This window comes from Sodalis ligni (assembly GCF_016865525.2).
Lineage (GTDB): Bacteria > Pseudomonadota > Gammaproteobacteria > Enterobacterales > Enterobacteriaceae > Acerihabitans > Acerihabitans ligni.
Genome location: NZ_CP075169.1, coordinates 254,961 through 271,139, shown reverse-complemented (window position 1 = coordinate 271,139; position 16,179 = coordinate 254,961). Strand labels below are relative to the sequence as shown.

Annotated in this window: 14 protein-coding genes; 3 read left to right on the top strand and 11 right to left on the bottom strand. The window is 55.9% G+C overall.

All coding sequences use genetic code 11. The features are described from left to right. Window positions 1-8: 8 nt before the first annotated feature. The 4 genes from ubiE to GTU79_RS01190 form a co-directional block, all read right to left on the bottom strand. Window positions 9-767: a bifunctional demethylmenaquinone methyltransferase/2-methoxy-6-polyprenyl-1,4-benzoquinol methylase UbiE gene (ubiE, locus tag GTU79_RS01205; protein WP_132923866.1), complete on the bottom strand. Its 759-nt coding sequence runs from the start codon at window positions 765-767 to the stop codon at window positions 9-11. A gap of 139 nt (window positions 768-906) precedes the next feature. After that, entirely contained in the window at window positions 907-2,493 is a 1,587-nt protein-coding gene (gene rmuC, locus GTU79_RS01200; protein ID WP_203524411.1) for a DNA recombination protein RmuC, read from the bottom strand. 366 nt (window positions 2,494-2,859) lie between these two features. Further along, window positions 2,860-3,624 (bottom strand): uridine phosphorylase, encoded by a 765-nt coding sequence (gene udp / locus GTU79_RS01195; RefSeq protein ID WP_203524412.1) that lies wholly within the window; start codon window positions 3,622-3,624, stop codon window positions 2,860-2,862. Window positions 3,625-3,727: 103 nt separating this feature from the next. Beyond that, entirely contained in the window at window positions 3,728-4,258 is a 531-nt protein-coding gene (locus GTU79_RS01190) for a hypothetical protein (protein ID WP_203524413.1), read from the bottom strand. Window positions 4,259-4,934: 676 nt separating this feature from the next. On the opposite strand from GTU79_RS01190, the gene GTU79_RS01185 reads away from it, so the two are divergent. After that, window positions 4,935-5,774: a dienelactone hydrolase family protein gene (locus GTU79_RS01185; protein ID WP_203524414.1), complete on the top strand. Its 840-nt coding sequence runs from the start codon at window positions 4,935-4,937 to the stop codon at window positions 5,772-5,774. 26 nt (window positions 5,775-5,800) lie between these two features. On the opposite strand, the gene metE is transcribed toward GTU79_RS01185, so the two are convergent. Further along, window positions 5,801-8,077, bottom strand: coding sequence for a 5-methyltetrahydropteroyltriglutamate--homocysteine S-methyltransferase (gene metE, locus GTU79_RS01180; protein ID WP_203524415.1), 2,277 nt, complete (start codon window positions 8,075-8,077; stop codon window positions 5,801-5,803). A 102-nt stretch (window positions 8,078-8,179) separates the two neighbouring features. Here metE and metR point away from each other — a divergent pair, with 102 nt between their 5' ends. Then, window positions 8,180-9,115, top strand: a complete 936-nt coding sequence (metR, locus tag GTU79_RS01175) for an HTH-type transcriptional regulator MetR (protein WP_132923872.1) — start codon at window positions 8,180-8,182, stop codon at window positions 9,113-9,115. Here the strand turns inward: metR and GTU79_RS01170 are convergent. Both GTU79_RS01170 and ggt read right to left on the bottom strand, forming a co-directional pair. Further along, window positions 9,021-9,920, bottom strand: a complete 900-nt coding sequence (locus GTU79_RS01170; RefSeq protein ID WP_203524416.1) for a carboxylate/amino acid/amine transporter — start codon at window positions 9,918-9,920, stop codon at window positions 9,021-9,023. The two genes, metR and GTU79_RS01170, sit on opposite strands and share 95 nt — an antisense overlap. Before the next feature lie 316 nt (window positions 9,921-10,236). Further along, on the bottom strand, window positions 10,237-11,982 hold the full coding sequence (gene ggt, locus GTU79_RS01165; protein ID WP_203524417.1) for a gamma-glutamyltransferase: 1,746 nt from the start codon (window positions 11,980-11,982) through the stop codon (window positions 10,237-10,239). Window positions 11,983-12,136: 154 nt separating this feature from the next. Here ggt and GTU79_RS01160 point away from each other — a divergent pair, with 154 nt between their 5' ends. After that, a complete protein-coding gene (locus tag GTU79_RS01160; RefSeq protein WP_203524418.1) occupies window positions 12,137-12,430 on the top strand; it encodes a DUF2756 domain-containing protein in 294 nt (97 codons plus the stop codon). A 144-nt stretch (window positions 12,431-12,574) separates the two neighbouring features. On the opposite strand, the gene ugpQ is transcribed toward GTU79_RS01160, so the two are convergent. From ugpQ to ugpA, 4 genes are read right to left on the bottom strand one after another with little or no spacing between them, the layout of a single operon-like run. Then, a complete protein-coding gene (ugpQ, locus tag GTU79_RS01155; RefSeq protein ID WP_203524419.1) occupies window positions 12,575-13,342 on the bottom strand; it encodes a glycerophosphodiester phosphodiesterase in 768 nt (255 codons plus the stop codon). After that, entirely contained in the window at window positions 13,339-14,415 is a 1,077-nt protein-coding gene (locus GTU79_RS01150; RefSeq protein WP_132923877.1) for a sn-glycerol-3-phosphate import ATP-binding protein UgpC, read from the bottom strand. The genes ugpQ and GTU79_RS01150 overlap by 4 nt, the downstream gene beginning before the upstream one ends. A 6-nt stretch (window positions 14,416-14,421) precedes the next feature. Then, window positions 14,422-15,267, bottom strand: a complete 846-nt coding sequence (ugpE, locus tag GTU79_RS01145) for a sn-glycerol-3-phosphate ABC transporter permease UgpE (protein ID WP_203524420.1) — start codon at window positions 15,265-15,267, stop codon at window positions 14,422-14,424. After that, complete coding sequence (gene ugpA, locus GTU79_RS01140; protein WP_203524421.1) at window positions 15,264-16,154, bottom strand: sn-glycerol-3-phosphate ABC transporter permease UgpA; 891 nt, start codon at window positions 16,152-16,154, stop codon at window positions 15,264-15,266. Before ugpA ends, ugpE begins: the two co-directional genes overlap by 4 nt. Window positions 16,155-16,179 lie beyond the last annotated feature (25 nt).

Sequence of the window (16,179 nt, the reverse complement as noted above, 5' to 3'; positions counted from 1 at the left end):
TTTCCCGATCAAAATTTATAACCGCGGTGCAGCGCAACGATACCTCCGGTCATATTAAAATACTCGGCGGAGTCGAAACCGGCGTCGAGCATCATGGCTTTCAATGTTTCCTGGTCCGGATGCATGCGGATGGATTCGGCCAGGTAACGGTAGCTGCCCGCATCCCGCGCCACCATCTCGCCAATGCGCGGCAATACGTGAAAGGAGTAGAGATCGTATGCCTTGTTCAACGGCTTGAACAACGGGGTGGAAAATTCCAGGATCAGCAGACGGCCACCGGGTTTCAGCACCCTATACATGGAGCGCAGCGCCTGCTCTTTTTCGGTGACATTGCGCAGGCCGAACGAGATGGTGATGCAATCGAAGGTATCATCGGGAAACGGCAGCGATTCAGCATTCGCCTGGACATAACTCACATTGCCGATAATGCCTTTATTGCGCAGTTTATCGCGACCGACTTTCAGCATCGAATCGTTGATATCCGCCAAGACCACCTCACCCTCTTCTCCCACCAGCCGGGAGAATTTCGCCGTCAAATCGCCGGTGCCGCCGGCAAGATCCAACACTTTCTGACCCCGCCGCACGCCGCTGCAATGGATAGCGAAACGCTTCCACAGGCGATGAATGCCGAAAGACATTAAATCATTCATCAAATCATATTTTGCCGCGACGGAATGAAAGACATCCGCCACCATAACCGCTTTCTCATCTTTGGGCACGGTGCGAAAGCCGAAATGGGTCGTTTCGCGTTTGTCTTCATCTGCCATGTTATTCATCCTGCTTAATGAGATATCAGAGAAGTGTAACAGAAGCGAGCGCAAAGCCCCACAGCAGGGCTGGTCAACTCAGCGGAAGTCTTATCGCTCCGCGCCGAGGGTCCGCTTGCATCGTCGGCGTATATTCCTCTTACGCCTGCTCCGGAGTTTCGCCCCGGACAGCGTTGTCGTCAACCGACGGCGGACAATTATCGGGGATGGTTAACGGCGTTTCGTCTTGCCCATCGCGGTCATCATCGGCAGTTCGCGCATTGCTGATATCGGCGTCGTTATATCCCTGCTCCGCTTGTTCCGCCAACACGGAATTGATGGGGCGCTTGATCTCTACCCCGAGCGCCCTGAACCCCTCGGCCTGGCTGAGAATATTGCCGCGGCCCTGCGTCAGCTTATTCATGGCCGAACGATAGCCGCCCTGGGCTTTGTCGAGGCTTTGCCCTATGGCCAGCATGTCGTCCACAAACAGGCGCATCTTGTCATACAGGCGAGCGGCCCGCTCGGCAATATGCTGGGCATTGCGGCTCTGGTGCTCGTAGCGCCAAAGATTGCTGATGGTCCGCAAGGCCACCAGCAGCGTAGTGGGGCTCACCAGCATGATATTCTGTTTCTGGGCCTCGCCGATCAGTTCGGGCTGCTTATCAATAGCCAGCATAAAGGCCGGCTCCACCGGGATAAACATCAACACATAATCCAGCGAGCGTAAACCGGGCAATTGTTGGTAATCTTTTCTCCCCAGCAGCCGCATATGCCCGCGCAGGGATTGAATATGCTCCGTCAGCGCCAGCTGGCGCTCGCTTTCATCCTGACTGTTGAAAAAACGTTCATAAGCCACCAGCGACATTTTGGCGTCGATGATCACATCTTTTCCCTGTGGCAAACGCACGATAACGTCAGGTTGCATCCGATGCGCATTATCGATTTGAATGTTCACCTGGGTTTGATATTCGTAGCCCTCCCGCAGCCCCGATGCTTCGAGAACACGGCTTAATACCACCTCGCCCCAGTTGCCCTGGGTTTTGTTATCCCCTTTGAGCGCCTTGGTCAGGTTGACCGCTTCCCGCGCCATTTGCGTGTTAAGCTGCTGCAAGCTCCGGATCTCATGAGTCAGGGTATGGCGTTCCCGCGCCTCTTGGCCGAAACTGTCCTGGACCTGGCGGCGAAACCCGTCCAGTTGTTCACGCAAAGGGGTCAGCAGGAGATCCAGGCTTTGCCGATTCTGCTCATCCACCTTGCGCCCGCTTTGCTCGAAAATGCGATTGGCGAGGTTTTCGAACTGCGATGCCAGCCGCTGTTCGCTGTTCATCAGCAAGCGCTGTTTTTCTTCCGCGCCGATGCGGGTCTCTTCCAGACGAATAGTCACTTCCCGCAGTTCGGCCTCTTGCGCGCTATTCACCTCTCGCAGCGCCCGCAATTCGCCGTTGAGCTGTTCACACTCTTTTCGCCAGTGTTCCAGGGGTTGCAGACGCTCCTCCGCGGCGGCGAGCCGGCTGTAGAGATCGCGCAGCTCACGCTCGCCGTCACGGAGCTGCTGCACGCTTTGACGGTGAGCCGCTTCTACCCGCTCCAGCTCTTGCCGAGCCGACGCCAGGGATTGTTCATGCAAACCCAGCGCCGCCTGATGATCTGCCAGCCGTTTCTGGTATCGGTGGCTTGCGATGAGCAGGCCGAGCAGCAGCCCCGCCAGCACGCCCCCCGCCGCGTATAACAGGCTGAAATCCATATAACCTCCGCCGTAACCTGTGCCAACCGTCACGTTAAGTGGGAACTGTATAAATGTCCAGACCCATTTATACCCGATGGATTTCGGCTTTCAGCCAACGCCGCCGCCACTCAAAAGATGAAAGATGTAAGATGAAGGGTATATCAGTTGATAAGGCCGATAAGCCATCTTCTACCCAACCCCCCCGGCGCCAGCAATACCACGGTGGAATATCCTCTAAGACAAGGCTCTCCTCACGGGGAAATAATGATTAACATCGGCGGGATATCGGTAAGGAAGGCACGGCTTATCATGCCATTGAAGCGAATCTTCAGGTTAAACCGGACTGAAACGACCGGGGTGTTTACACCGGTCGCCATAATCGGATCAGATAATAAGACGGCGGGCGGCATCGACGACGATGTTTACCGCGACGCTTTCGGCCAACTGCATGGAACGGGCATCGGGGGTCTCCTGCAGGGTACGGTTAACGATGACGCCGGCCACCATACCTGCCCGCAACCCTTGCGTGGCGCACATGGTCAGCAGAGTGGCGGATTCCATTTCATAATTCATGACGCCCAGGCTTTGCCACTCCTGCATGGACCCTTTCAAGCGGTTCAGCACCCGTCCGGAATAGGTATCGTAACGTTCCTGCCCCGGATAGAAGGTATCGGAGGACGCGGTTACCCCAATGTGAAATTTCGTTCGATGGTGTTTCGCCGCCCCCACCAGAGCGGAAGTGCAGTCAAAATCCGCCACCGCCGGATACTCCACAGGGGCGAAATGCAGGCTGGCCCCATCCAAACGTACCGCGGCGGTGGTGATCAATACGTCACCCACCTGAATATAAGATTGAATCGCGCCGGTGGTACCAACCCGTAAAAAAGTGCGGATGCCCAACTGGGACAGTTCTTCTACGGCGATGGATGTGGAGGGTCCGCCAATGCCGGTTGAACAGATAATAACCGGATTGCCTGATATTTCTGCTCGCCAGGTGGTAAATTCCCGGTGAGAGGCTAGGTGCACCGGATTCTCCATCAGCGCGGCGATTTTTTCAACCCTTTGCGGATCTCCCGGGATGATGGCGAGCGTGGCACCCTTCAGATCGGAGTGTGTCAAACCAAGATGAAAAACATCGGATGAGGACATGGCAGATACCTCTAAAAATAACATGTTAACCCAAACATAATATCGTTAGAATACTAATATTTATCTGCCGAAATCCGTGGGGCATCTCACATTCACACCGTTATCAGGTTGCGATTATCTCTTTGAACAACCCTTTGATTTCTTGGTTGTTCGCAATACATTCCATTAGGATCTTCAGGATCTGCGTCAAGGTGACGTCTTTCCCGGCTTCGTAAACTTTATCGATCCAGCGTTCCACTATGGGCAACGACTGAGCTTTTAATAAGACCATGATTTCGCTTAGCAACCCTTTGATGCCATGCTCTATGCCATATTGTACGATTTTTGCGCCGTCATGGACCATTTGCACGGTATCCGCAGCGTACTGACTGAATTGCACAATATTGCCCATCGTACTGCTGGTCAGACTGCCTACCCATGTCAATCCATTGATCAATTTGTCCAAACCCAGGCGAGTGGATAATTTAGCGGCGGAAGCAGATAGCGATGACGTTAAAGAGAAAGTCGAGACGTTATCAGGACTATTTTTAACGGATTCCAGCTTGGCGGCCAGATTGCCCGTATCAGCGCCCGCCGCACCGTTATGAACGGCAGGTGGAGTTTTGGCAACGGAATAATCTATCGATATAGTCATGGTGGTTACTCCCAAAACAGAATTTTTAAAAGTATTGCTCTTTTAACATAGCTATTAATTTCATCGTGAAATAGTTCAAATTGTGTTAAATAAAGAAATAACAATTTTCCATTATTATAATTTTTTTAATATTATTTAAAATCTATATTATCTTGCATGTATTTATCGACAAAATAACGTATTCCTCTGTTGATACCATCCTCCTCGCCTGGGTCGATTCTTAATAAAATAAATCGATAATGAAAATCGAACTTATAACGCTTCGCTGCAGATAAATTGCATAAAGCGACCGCGGGGCGGAGATTAAAATGGAAAGTGTGACGGACATTTTAAATATCAGCCTGGCAATACCTCGCTCTCCGTTATAAATGATTCTAGCCTTGAGGATATACGTAGCATTATTGATGCAATAACGGATAAACAATCGAAAAATAAACTAAAACTATTGATTTTCATAAAGTTATCGGCTGTCAAAAATCCTCGCGGCGAGATGCGTGAAGTAAAAATTCTATTATATTTACATATTACATATCCGTTTTGTTTTATATATTTATTACATTAAAAATAATTGTATTGGATGAGACTTTTATTATCGTAACTGTCTTGTTAAAATGATTCACAAGCCATTAACTTTAGCTATAATCAACCTAACGTTAAAACTCAACAAGGCAGCTATATGAACATCGACGATACCCTCGATCTGAACAGGAAACCGGCCGCCTTTGCCCCGGCAGCAGGCAATGTCGCGTCTACTACCATTCATACCGATGACGCTGGCCTGGAAACGGGGCAGTTCACTATCCCTTCACAAAGCGATCGGATGCCCGCTTACATGGCGAAACCCGCTGGTGAAAGCCGGCCTTTGCCTATCGTTATCGTAATTCAGGAAATCTTTGGCGTTCATGAACATATCCGCGATATATGCCGCCGGCTGGCAAAGCAAGGCTATCTGGCGATTGCGCCGGAGCTCTATTTCCGCCAGGGAGATCCGTCAGCCTATGACGATATCGGTCAATTATTTAAAGAGCTGGTGAGTAAAGTGCCGGATTCGCAGGTGATGGCGGATTTGGATCATACCGCCCATTGGGCAGCCACCCATGGCGGCGACGGGCAGCGTTTGGCGGTAACCGGATTTTGCTGGGGCGGTCGCATCGCTTGGCTATATGCCGCTCATAATCCCCAGTTAAAAGCGGCGGCGGCTTGGTATGGCAAATTAGTGGGGGATAAAACGCTGACGACGCCACGGCACCCGGTTGATATGGCGAAGGAATTGGTGACGCCGGTTCTGGGCCTGTACGGCGCACAGGACACCGGCATCCTTCCGGAGCATATTGACGCTATGCGCCATGCGCTCAGCGCCGCCAATGCCAAGGCCGAAATTCGGGTATATCCCGAAGCCGGCCATGCTTTTTATGCCGATTACCGTCCTAATTATCATGCCGCCTCGGCGGAAGACGGCTGGCGGCGCATGTTGCAATGGTTTTCGCAGCACGGAATGAGCGGCGACGGCAAATAATCCGCCGCCGCCCGTTTATCGCCGCCCTAAACCTTTTCAGCACGCAGCCGTTTCGCAGCGCTCACCATATTCGCCAGGGATTGGCGCGTTTCCGGCCAGGCGCGGGTCTTCAGCCCGCAATCGGGATTAACCCAAAGCCGTTCGGCGGGAATACGCTCCGACGCCTTGCGCAGCAGTGCCACAATCCACTCCTCGCTGGGTACGTTAGGCGAGTGGATGTCATAGACGCCCGGTCCGATTTCATTGGGATAATCGAATTCCTTAAAGGTTTCCAATAATTCCATATCCGAACGCGAGGTTTCTATGGTGATGACATCGGCGTCCAGGGCCGCGATGGAATCCATGATGTCGTTGAACTCGCAATAACACATATGGGTGTGGATCTGGGTATCGTCCCGCGCCACCGCGGCATTCAGTCTGAATGCCTCCACCGCCCAATCAAGGTATTCCCGCCATTCGGACTGGCGCAGCGGCAAACCTTCCCGCAGCGCCGGCTCATCGATCTGGATGATGCCGATGCCCGCCTGTTCCAGATCCGCCACTTCGTCGCGCAATGCCAGGGCGATTTGCCGGGCGATGGTTTTGCGGCTGACGTCCTCGCGGGGGAAAGACCAGCATAGAATCGTCACCGGCCCGGTGAGCATGCCCTTCATGGGTTTATCCGTTAAGGATTGGGCATATTTCGCCCATTCGACGGTTATTGGCGACGGTCGGCTGATATCGCCGATGATAACCGGGGGTTTCACGCAACGGGATCCGTAGCTTTGCACCCAGCCGTTCTGGGTAAAGACAAACCCATCCAGATGTTCGCCGAAATATTCCACCATATCGTTGCGCTCGGCTTCCCCATGCACCAGCACATCCAGTCCCAGACGCTCCTGCTCGGCCACCGCCTGGCGGATATGTTCGCCGATACCGGCACGGTAGCGGGCGCTATCCAGGCTGCCCCGCTTGAAATCCAGACGCAGGCCGCGTATTTCCGTGGTTTGCGGGAAGGAACCGATGGTGGTGGTGGGCCAGGCCGGCAGATTAAAACGCTGCCGTTGCAGCTCGGCACGCCGTTCATAGGCTTGCCCGCGCTGGCTGTCCCGTGGGGTAATCTGCGTCAAACGCGCCTGCACCCGGGCATTGTTCACCCGGTCCGAGTGGCGGCGGGCGCGGATAGGCCGGCTGTACTCTTCCAACAAGGAGACCTGCGCCTCATCCGGCTGATTGAGGGCGGCACGCAACAAACCCAGCTCGCCGCATTTCTGCAAGGCAAAGGCGAACCAGCTTTTGACTTCTTCATCCAGGCGCGATTCTACCGATAAATCAATGGGGCTGTGCAGCAGCGAGCAGGAGGTGGCCACCCAAATCGGCCGTTGCCCCGATAGCAGGCGCAAACGATCAAACCAGGCGCCGAGATCGGCGCGCCAGACGTTGCGTCCGTTAATCACGCCCAAAGACAGCAGCCAGTGGGCCGGCAGGCGCCGGTGCAATTCGTCGGGTGAATCCTGTCCCGCCATCAGATCCACATGCAAACCCTGCACCGGCAGCGATCGGATAAGATCCAGATGATGGCCGATGCTGTCGAAGTAAGTGGTCAGCAGCAATTTGACCGGTCCCGCCAATTCACGGTAAGCGGTTTCATAGGCCTGTTGCCAGTCGGCGGGCAGCTCCAGTACCAGGGCGGGTTCGTCGATTTGCACCCATTCGATACCGCGCCGCGCCAGCTCGCCGAGTATTTGCCGGTACACCGGCAGCAGTTCCGCCAGCAGCGATAGCCGATCAAAAGCCTCTCCCTTGGTCTTGCCCAGCCACAGGTAGGTTATCGGCCCGAGGATAACCGGTTTAACCCGGTGGCCCAGCGCCAGGGCTTCATCCACTTCATCCAGCAACTGGGTCCACCCCAGGCGGAATGATTGTCCGCGGGTAAATTCCGGCACCATGTAATGATAATTGGTATTGAACCATTTGGTCATTTCGGCGGCGGCGGCGGGCTCGCCGCCCGGCGCGCGGCCGCGGCCGATGCGGAACAGGGTATCCAGATCCGCCGGCCCGTCGCCCTGCCGGTGCCGTGCCGGGATATTATCCACCATCAGGCTGGTGGTCAGCACATGGTCATACCAAGCGAAATCACCCACCGGCAGCAGATCGACCCCGGCATCTTTCTGCTGCTGCCAGTGACGGGACCGCAGTTCGCGCCCCACCGCCAATAGCTCTTGTTGCGAGGATTTTCCTGCCCAATAACTTTCCTGCGCTTTTTTCAATTCACGGTGCAGACCGACGCGCGGAAAACCCAGTGTGTGGCTTAGTATTGTCATTACCTTCTCCCATATGGACGTCCAGATGTTTACACATCCATAATCAACATGTACTGTATTAACCACAAGCGCAAATTATTCACTTCCAGGTGAAACACCCTCATGATCGAACTTAAACATCTGCGGACGCTGCAAGCCCTGCGTAACAGCGGATCGCTGGCGGCCGCATCGGCCCAGCTTCATCAAACCCAATCCGCGCTGTCCCATCAATTCAGCGATCTTGAGCAGCGGCTGGGTTTCAGACTATTCGTCCGCAAAAGCCAGCCGCTCCGCTTTACGCCCCAGGGAGAGATCCTGCTGCAGTTGGCCGAACAAATCCTGCCTCAGGTACAGCAGGCGCTGCAAAATTGCCTGGAACCGCATCAAACGACGCTGCGGCTGGCCATCGAGTGCCATAGCTGTATTCAATGGCTGACGCCGGCGCTGACCGAGTTTCGCGAGCAATGGCCGGAGGTGCTGGTGGATTTCCGCTCCGGCGTCACCTTTGACCCGCAGCCCGCCCTGCAGCAGGGGGAGCTTGATCTGGTGCTGACGTCGGATATCCTGCCGCGCAGTGGATTGTTTTATACGCCGATGTTTGATTTTGAGGTACGGTTGGTGGTGGCCCCGGACCATCCTCTGGCGAAAAAAGAGCACATCGCTCCCGAGGATCTCAGTGAAGAAGTTTTGATGATTTACCCGGTACAGCGCCAGCGGATGGATGTCTGGCGCCAGTTCCTGCAGCCCGCCGGCGTCAGTCCGGTGCTGAAAAGCGTAGACAATACTCTGTTGCTGATTCAGATGGTGTCGGCGCGCATGGGCATCGCCGCGCTGCCCCACTGGGTGGTAGAGAGTTTTGAACATCAGGGGCTGATAGTTACCAAAACGCTGGGCAGCGGCTTATGGAGCCGGCTATATGCGGCGTCCCGGGACGGCGAGCAGCGCCAGCCGGCCATCGAGGCGTTTATTCGCTCGGCCCGTCAGCACGCGTGCGCGCATCTGCCTTATGTGCGGGACGCGCAACGATCCAGCGCCGGTGCACCCATAGCGAAGCCATAATCACCGAGGCGCCGACAATAAAGCTGGGCCAGTGCGGCCGCTGCTGCCATATGGCCAGGTTCACCAGTAATCCGGCGGGAACATGGAAGTTGTTCATGATGCCGAGGGTGCCGGCATCCACCTGGGTCGCGCCATAGTTCCACATAAAGTAGCCCAGCGCGGAAGCAACCACCCCCAGCCAGACTAAAATTCCCCATTGCAGCGAGGTGGTGGGCAATTGCCGGGCATTACCGAACAGCCACCAGCCGATGACCGCCACGATGAATGAACCAAGGTAAAACCAGGAAAATGCCGTGTGCTGCGGCATGGGATAGACTTCCATCAATCTTTTGTAACCCACCTGCCCCACGGCGAACACCAGATTGGCGGCCTGTACCAGCAGCAGGCCGCGCCAGTAATGTTCGCTGACATGGTCGTAGCGGATAATCGCCGCCCCCGCCACGGCCAGCAGGGCGCTTAATACATAACCCCAGCGCAGGCGCCGGCGGCGCAACAGGTCATAAACCAGGGTGACATACAGCGGCGTCATCACGGTAAACAGTAAAAATTCCGGCACCGACAGGTAGAGATAAGCCCGGTAACTGATCATATACATGATGCCTAATTGGCAGGCGCCCACCGCCATATACAGCAACAGATGCGTTGCGCGATAACCGCGCCAGCGCAGAAAGGGTAAAAATACCAGCGCCGCCAGCGTCAAGCGCACCAGCACCGAAAACCAGCTGTCCACCTGCCCGGCCAGATACTCGCCAATCAGGCTGAAGGAAAACGCCCATAAAATAGTCGTGATAATAAGCAGCGGCACCGTCACTCATCCTGTCATGCAAAACCCTATGATAGCCGATGCGGTAATCATAATTATCACGAATATGGTTTACAAATGAATGATTATTGAGCAAACAATACTCTTGGGCCGACGCACTTTTTGCCGCGTCGATCACCCTAGGCAGTATCCCTTTAACAGGTTTGTTGCACGATCGGTTAATGCGGGCCTACCGCGCTGTGGGGTACTCGGTCGGGCAGATAAACCATGCCCGATTCGACCCCATCAGCACGGTCTCCCTTTAACACGCGCCCGCTCTGGCAATTGCGTTGTGCATAGGGTAACTGCGGGGCCGGCCCTAATAACCAGCGGTCAAATCATCTATGGTTCTTGGATCGGATGCGCCGCTGAGGGTGCCGTCGGGCATCACCATGATGCTCTGCGTGCTGCCCATGACCGGTTGAACCGACACATGCTGGCCTTTTTCAGATAATAGCCTCAGCGTATCCGGACTGAAGCCTTTTTCCACCCGCAGCTCATCCGGCGTCCACTGCTGATGGAAACGCGGCGCATCGGTGGCGTCGGCGATATTCTGTTTGAAATCGATGGTGTCCACGAGGATTTGCAGGACGGTGGTAATAATTCGGCTGCCCCCCGGGCTGCCGGTAACCAGCCAGATTTTACCGTCTTTTTCCACAATGGTGGGGGACATGGACGACAGCGGCCGCTTGCGCGCCTGTACCGCGTTGGCATCCCCTCCCACCAGCCCGTACATGTTCGGTACGCCCGGCTGGGCGGCAAAATCATCCATTTCATTATTCAACAGGATGCCGCTGTTGCCCGCCATGATACCGCTGCCGAAGAAGGTGTTCAGGGTATAGGTTACCGCCACTGCGTTCCCCTGCCCGTCGACAATGGAATAATGGGTGGTTTGGTCGCTCTCGTAAGGCTGAATCCGGCCGGGCTTGATCTGGGTGGAAGGAATGGCATGTGCCAGGTTGATGCGCTGCGCCAGGGTTTTGGCATAGGCTTTGTTGGTGAGTGCGGCTACCGGCACGTTGATAAAATCGGGATCGCCAAGGTATTCCGAGCGATCGGCATAGGCGAATTTCATCGCTTCCGACATCACCTGGATGGTATCGGCGCTGCCGGCGCCCATTTTCGCCAAATCAAAATTCTCCAGAATATTCAGGATCTCGATGATATGGATACCGCCGGAGGACGGCGGCGGCATGGAATAAACCCGGTAGCCGCGATAGGTGCCGGATACCGGCTGGCGTTCCACCGCGCGGTAGGCCGCCAGATCCGCCTTGCTAATCAATCCCCCCTGCCGCTGCATCTCGCCGGCGATGTCATCGGCGATAGCGCCCCGATAAAAAGCCGCCGGCCCCTGGGCTGCGATGGACTCCAAGCTATGGGCCAATTGCGGCTGTACCAGTTTTTCCCCCTCTGCGTAGGGCTGTCCGTCTGCCTTGAAAAATACCGCTTTACTGTTCGGGTGGTTAACGAGCACTTCTTTGCCATAGCCGGCCAGATCGGACGCCAGGGCCCGGTTAACGATAAATCCGTTCTTTGCCAGGGCGATGGCCGGCTGCATCACCCGTTGCAACGGCCAGGAACCGTATCGTTCCAGCGCCAAGGACAATCCCGCCACCGTGCCGGGGGTGCCGGATGCCAGGGGACTTAACAGGGATAGCCGACTGTCGGCCTTTCCGTCCGTACCGATAAACATATTGCGGGTGGCCCCGGCAGGCGCCATTTCCCGAAAATCCACCGCCGCCGTCTTGCCCGCGGCGGTACGAATCAGCATAAAGCCGCCGCCCCCGAGATTGCCCGCCTGCGGATGGGTCACCGCCAGGGCATAACCCACCGCCACCGCCGCATCCACCGCATTGCCGCCGGCGCGCAGTACATCCACCCCCACCCGAGTGGCCGTCTCGTCCACGGTGGAGACCATGCCGTGCCGGGCGGTGACCGGGTGATGAATATCGCTTTCAACCCCGTAAGTGAGGGGTGCGCCGGCGGCCGGCAATAGCAGTGCCTGGGAACACAGCGCCGCCAGTAATAAGCCGACCCGGCAACGGGAGACAATGGCAAGAAACATTCTTCACCCAAATGGTAAACTAACGAATTATTAATTAACTTAGCACCCTATGGTTTTTTTATCCTGCGGCATGAATCGCAATAAGCACAGTCTAACCCTGCGTTTCCACCGGTTTGGCGTAAAATTAACGTAGGGTGTCACCAACGAGGTGTATATGAAATTAATGATATGGCTGGGTTTGACGATCGCGCTGGCGGCCTGCGCGGTGTCGGCGGCGCAAAAGCCCGGGGTTGCCGGGCAGCCTTACCCGCCCTTCACGCCGTCGCCGGCCCAGCAGCATTTGCAGCAGCAAATGCAAATGAACACGCAACAGCAGCAAACCCGCTTACAGCTTCAACAGCAAATGCAACGAGACCAGCAGCGCAGCCAGCTGCAATCCCAGCTCAATGCCGATCGGCAGCGAACGCAGCAAAACGCGCCGGCCAATCAACTGCAGCAAAACCCGTAACGGCAGAATCAGTACCGTTTAAACAGGATGCCGGCTCATTGCGAAATCGGCACCGTTCACGCATGGCGCCCTTCCCGGCGGAATTTTCACCGCACTAAGCAGGGCGCCGGTTGCCGGCGGAATTTGATCGGTTGAAGCAGGAGGCTAATTCGCGCTCTCGGTGAAATCGGCGCCGAAATCGGCGTCAATCAGGTCTATCCGGTCGGTGCAGAGGGAATCGACGCCCCAGCTTAGCAGTGTTCGCGCACGATAGGGACTGTTCACCGTATAGGCCAGGATATGCAAACCGGCGTCGATAATCTTCGTGACGCGCTCTTCAGTCAGCAGTTCGTGATTAAGATGCAGGGCGCTGCATTCCAGCCGCTGAGACAGCGCCGGCCAGTTGTCGTCCCATTCGTCGAGCAATAGTCCGCGCGGTAGTTCCGGCGCGCTTTTCAGCGCCTCGGCCAGCGCCTCGACGGAAAACGAGGATAACAGCGGCGGCGGCGACATATGGCGCCACAGCTCCCTAGCCGCCAGCGCAACGGCGCGGCCGGTTTCAACATCGGCGCCGGTGGTGGGTTTTATTTCTATATTCACCGCCATTCCATATTTGGCGCAGCGCGCCGCCACCTCGGTGAGCAGGGGCAAAGGCTCCTCGCGAAAAGCATCGCTGTACCACTCGCCGGCATCCAGCCTGGAAAGCGTCTCCCAAGGCTGCTCGCCGGCAATGCCCCGGCCGTTGGTGGTGCGTTCTAGGGTATCGTCATGTAACAAAAATATCTGCCCGTCAGCGGAGAGCTTGGCGTCCACTTCAATCATCTTCTGTCCCAGACGCGCTCCGGTATCAATGGCGGACAGGGTGTTTTCGGGCGCCTGCGCGCCGCCGCCGCGGTGGGCTACAATAGTCGGGTAAGGCCAATCTTCTGTCATATTTCCACCCGGGATCCGCTTAAGGGATCAAAAAAGTGCCATGCCTGGGCCGGGCACAATATAGGGAGGACCGTGCCGATGGCGGGTTGGTCGTCATGGGAGAGCCGCATTACGATATCGCAGGCGCCCCAGCGTCCGTGGACCAGATTATCGGCCCCAAGCTGTTCAAGGGTCACGACTTCCAATTCAACACCCCCGGTTTTGGACCTGGATTGTTCAATATGCTCCGGACGGATACCCGCGGTCAACTCGCGTCCGCGCCATAATGCGGCAAAACCGGGAAAAGGGAGGGAGGGACCGCCCGTTATGTTAAAAAAACCGCCGTCTTCGCTGACTCGGCCGGGCAGCAGATTCATCGCCGGCGATCCCATGAAACCGGCCACAAACAGCGACGCCGGCCGGCGGTAAATTTCCGTCGGGGTGCCGATTTGCTCCACCCGGCCTTTGTTCATGACTATCACCCGCTCCGCCAGGGTCATGGCCTCCACCTGATCGTGGGTGACATAGAGACTGGTGGTCCGCAGGCGCCGGTGCAGCAGTTGCAGCTCCAGGCGCATTTGGGTGCGCAGCTTCGCGTCCAGGTTTGATAGCGGCTCGTCAAATAAAAACACCGCCGGTTCGCGCACCAATGCCCGCCCCATGGCCACGCGCTGCCGCTGCCCGCCGGAGAGTTCCCGCGGTTTGCGGGCCAACAACCCCTCCAGCTCCAGCATTTGCGCGACGTTATCCACCAGCTTGCGGATATGCTGCTTGCCGAAGCCGCGGATTTTCAGGCCGTAGGCCATATTGTCATAAACGCTCATATGGGGATATAAGGCATAATTCTGAAACACCATGGCAATGCCGCGATCTTTGGGCTCGCGTTCGGTTACCCGCTCGCCGTCAATATAGATATCGCCGCTGCTCACGCTTTCCAGCCCGGCCACCATGCGCAGCAGAGTGGATTTGCCGCAGCCGGAAGGTCCCACCAGCACGATAAATTCACCGTCGGCCACATCCAGATCCAGCGGCGCGATTACCGGGGTGCGGCCGTCATAGCTTTTGACCACCGATCGTAAAATTAGACTTGCCATAGATAATTATTTCTCACTGTCAACCAGCCCGCGCACAAACCAGCGCTGCATCAGCAGCACGATCGCCACCGGCGGAAGCATGGTAAGCAGCATTGCCGCCATCACGTCATTCCACTGTGTGGTGCCGTCTCCCAGGGATATCATGCTTTTAATGCCCGCCACCGCCGTACCCATGGCGCCGTTATTGATAATCAGAATCGGCCATAAATACTGATTCCAGCCGTAGATAAAGGTGATCACGAACAATGCCGCCAAGTTGGTTTTCGACAGCGGCAGCAAAATATCCCAAAAAAACCGCAGCGGGCCGGCGCCGTCGATGCGCGCCGCTTCCAGCAATTCATGGGGTACGGTTAAAAAAAACTGACGGAACAGGAAGGTGGCGGTGGCCGAAGCCATCAACGGCAGGGTCAACCCGGTATAGCTGTCCAGTAAATGCAGATTGGCGATAACATCGACGGTGGGGAAAATACGCACTTCCACCGGCAGCATCAGCGTCATGAAAATCAACCAAAAGAACAGGCTGCGCAGCGGGAAGCGGAAATAGACAATGGCATAAGCGGATAAAATCGAGACAAAAATCTTGCCGATGGTGATACCCAGGGCCATGACCAGGCTATTGAACAGCAGCCGGCTGAACGGCACCGCCTGGGAACCGACGCCTTGCAGCCAGACATGGCGGATATTATCCCACAGCGCACTGCCCGGCAGCAGGGTAAGGGGCACCTGGAATACTTGTTTATCATCCAGCGTCGCCGCCACCAGGGCGATGTATAACGGCAGCAGGATGATGGCCACCCCCAGAATCAGCATGATGTGGCTAAAGATATCCAGTCCGCGGCGATGTTCAATCATTGGTAGCGCACCTTACGTTCCACAAAACGAAACTGAATAACCGTCAAAATCATTACCAGGATCATCAACACCACGGATTGCGCCGCCGAATTGGCCAGATCCAATCCGGCAAAGCCTTCACGATAGATTTTATAGATAAGCGTGGTGGTGGCCTGCACCGGACCGCCGGCGGTGGCCGCGTCAATGACCGGGAAGGTATCGAAAAAGGCGTACACCAGATTCACCACCAGCAGGAAAAAACTCACCGGCGAGATTAACGGCAGCGTAATGGTAAAAAAGCGCCTGACCGGACCGGCTCCGTCGATGGCCGCCGCTTCCACCAGGGAACGGGGTATGGACTGCAGCGCGGCGAGGAAAAACAAAAAGTTGTAGCTGACCTGCTGCCATACGGAAATCAGCACCACTAGGAACATCGCCTGGCCGCTATTCTGCGCATGATTCCACAGATAGCCGAAGTGGTTCAGCAGATAACTCACCAATCCCATACCGGGATTGAACAGGAACATCCACAGTACCGCCGCCACGGCCGGGGCGATGGCGTAAGGCAACAGCAACAGGGTTTGATAGATGCGCTTGGCCCGCAGGACATGATCCACCAGCGCGGCCAGAAATAGCGAGACCACCAGGCCGATACCGGTGACCAACCCGCTGAAAATCATCGTGGTTTCAAAAGAAGCCAGATAGTACTCATCCTGCGACAGCCGGATGAAATTATCGAGGCCGACAAAAGTGCTGGACAGGCCGAAGGGGTCCACCTGTTGTACCGAATACCACAGCGCTTTTCCCGCCGGCCAGAGAAAAAATACCGCGGTAATCGCCAATTGCGGCAGCAGCAGGACATAAGGCAGCCATGTGTTGGTAAAACCGCGATGCGGAGCGTTAGCCATAGACAACCCAATCCGGTGGACGCAA

Excerpts from the sequence above, each read along its gene's own strand:
- GTU79_RS01150 (WP_132923877.1), bottom strand. The coding sequence starts at position 14,415 with ATGGCAAGTCTAATTTTACGATCGGTGGTCAAAAGCTATGACGGCCGC.
- ggt (WP_203524417.1), bottom strand. The coding sequence starts at position 11,982 with ATGTTTCTTGCCATTGTCTCCCGTTGCCGGGTCGGCTTATTACTGGCG.
- ugpA (WP_203524421.1), bottom strand. The coding sequence starts at position 16,154 with ATGGCTAACGCTCCGCATCGCGGTTTTACCAACACATGGCTGCCTTAT.
- ugpE (WP_203524420.1), bottom strand. The coding sequence starts at position 15,267 with ATGATTGAACATCGCCGCGGACTGGATATCTTTAGCCACATCATGCTG.
- metE (WP_203524415.1), bottom strand. The coding sequence starts at position 8,077 with ATGACAATACTAAGCCACACACTGGGTTTTCCGCGCGTCGGTCTGCAC.
- metR (WP_132923872.1), top strand. The coding sequence starts at position 8,180 with ATGATCGAACTTAAACATCTGCGGACGCTGCAAGCCCTGCGTAACAGC.
- ugpQ (WP_203524419.1), bottom strand. The coding sequence starts at position 13,342 with ATGACAGAAGATTGGCCTTACCCGACTATTGTAGCCCACCGCGGCGGC.
- ubiE (WP_132923866.1), bottom strand. The coding sequence starts at position 767 with ATGGCAGATGAAGACAAACGCGAAACGACCCATTTCGGCTTTCGCACC.
- udp (WP_203524412.1), bottom strand. The coding sequence starts at position 3,624 with ATGTCCTCATCCGATGTTTTTCATCTTGGTTTGACACACTCCGATCTG.
- GTU79_RS01160 (WP_203524418.1), top strand. The coding sequence starts at position 12,137 with ATGAAATTAATGATATGGCTGGGTTTGACGATCGCGCTGGCGGCCTGC.
- rmuC (WP_203524411.1), bottom strand. The coding sequence starts at position 2,493 with ATGGATTTCAGCCTGTTATACGCGGCGGGGGGCGTGCTGGCGGGGCTG.
- GTU79_RS01185 (WP_203524414.1), top strand. The coding sequence starts at position 4,935 with ATGAACATCGACGATACCCTCGATCTGAACAGGAAACCGGCCGCCTTT.
- GTU79_RS01190 (WP_203524413.1), bottom strand. The coding sequence starts at position 4,258 with ATGACTATATCGATAGATTATTCCGTTGCCAAAACTCCACCTGCCGTT.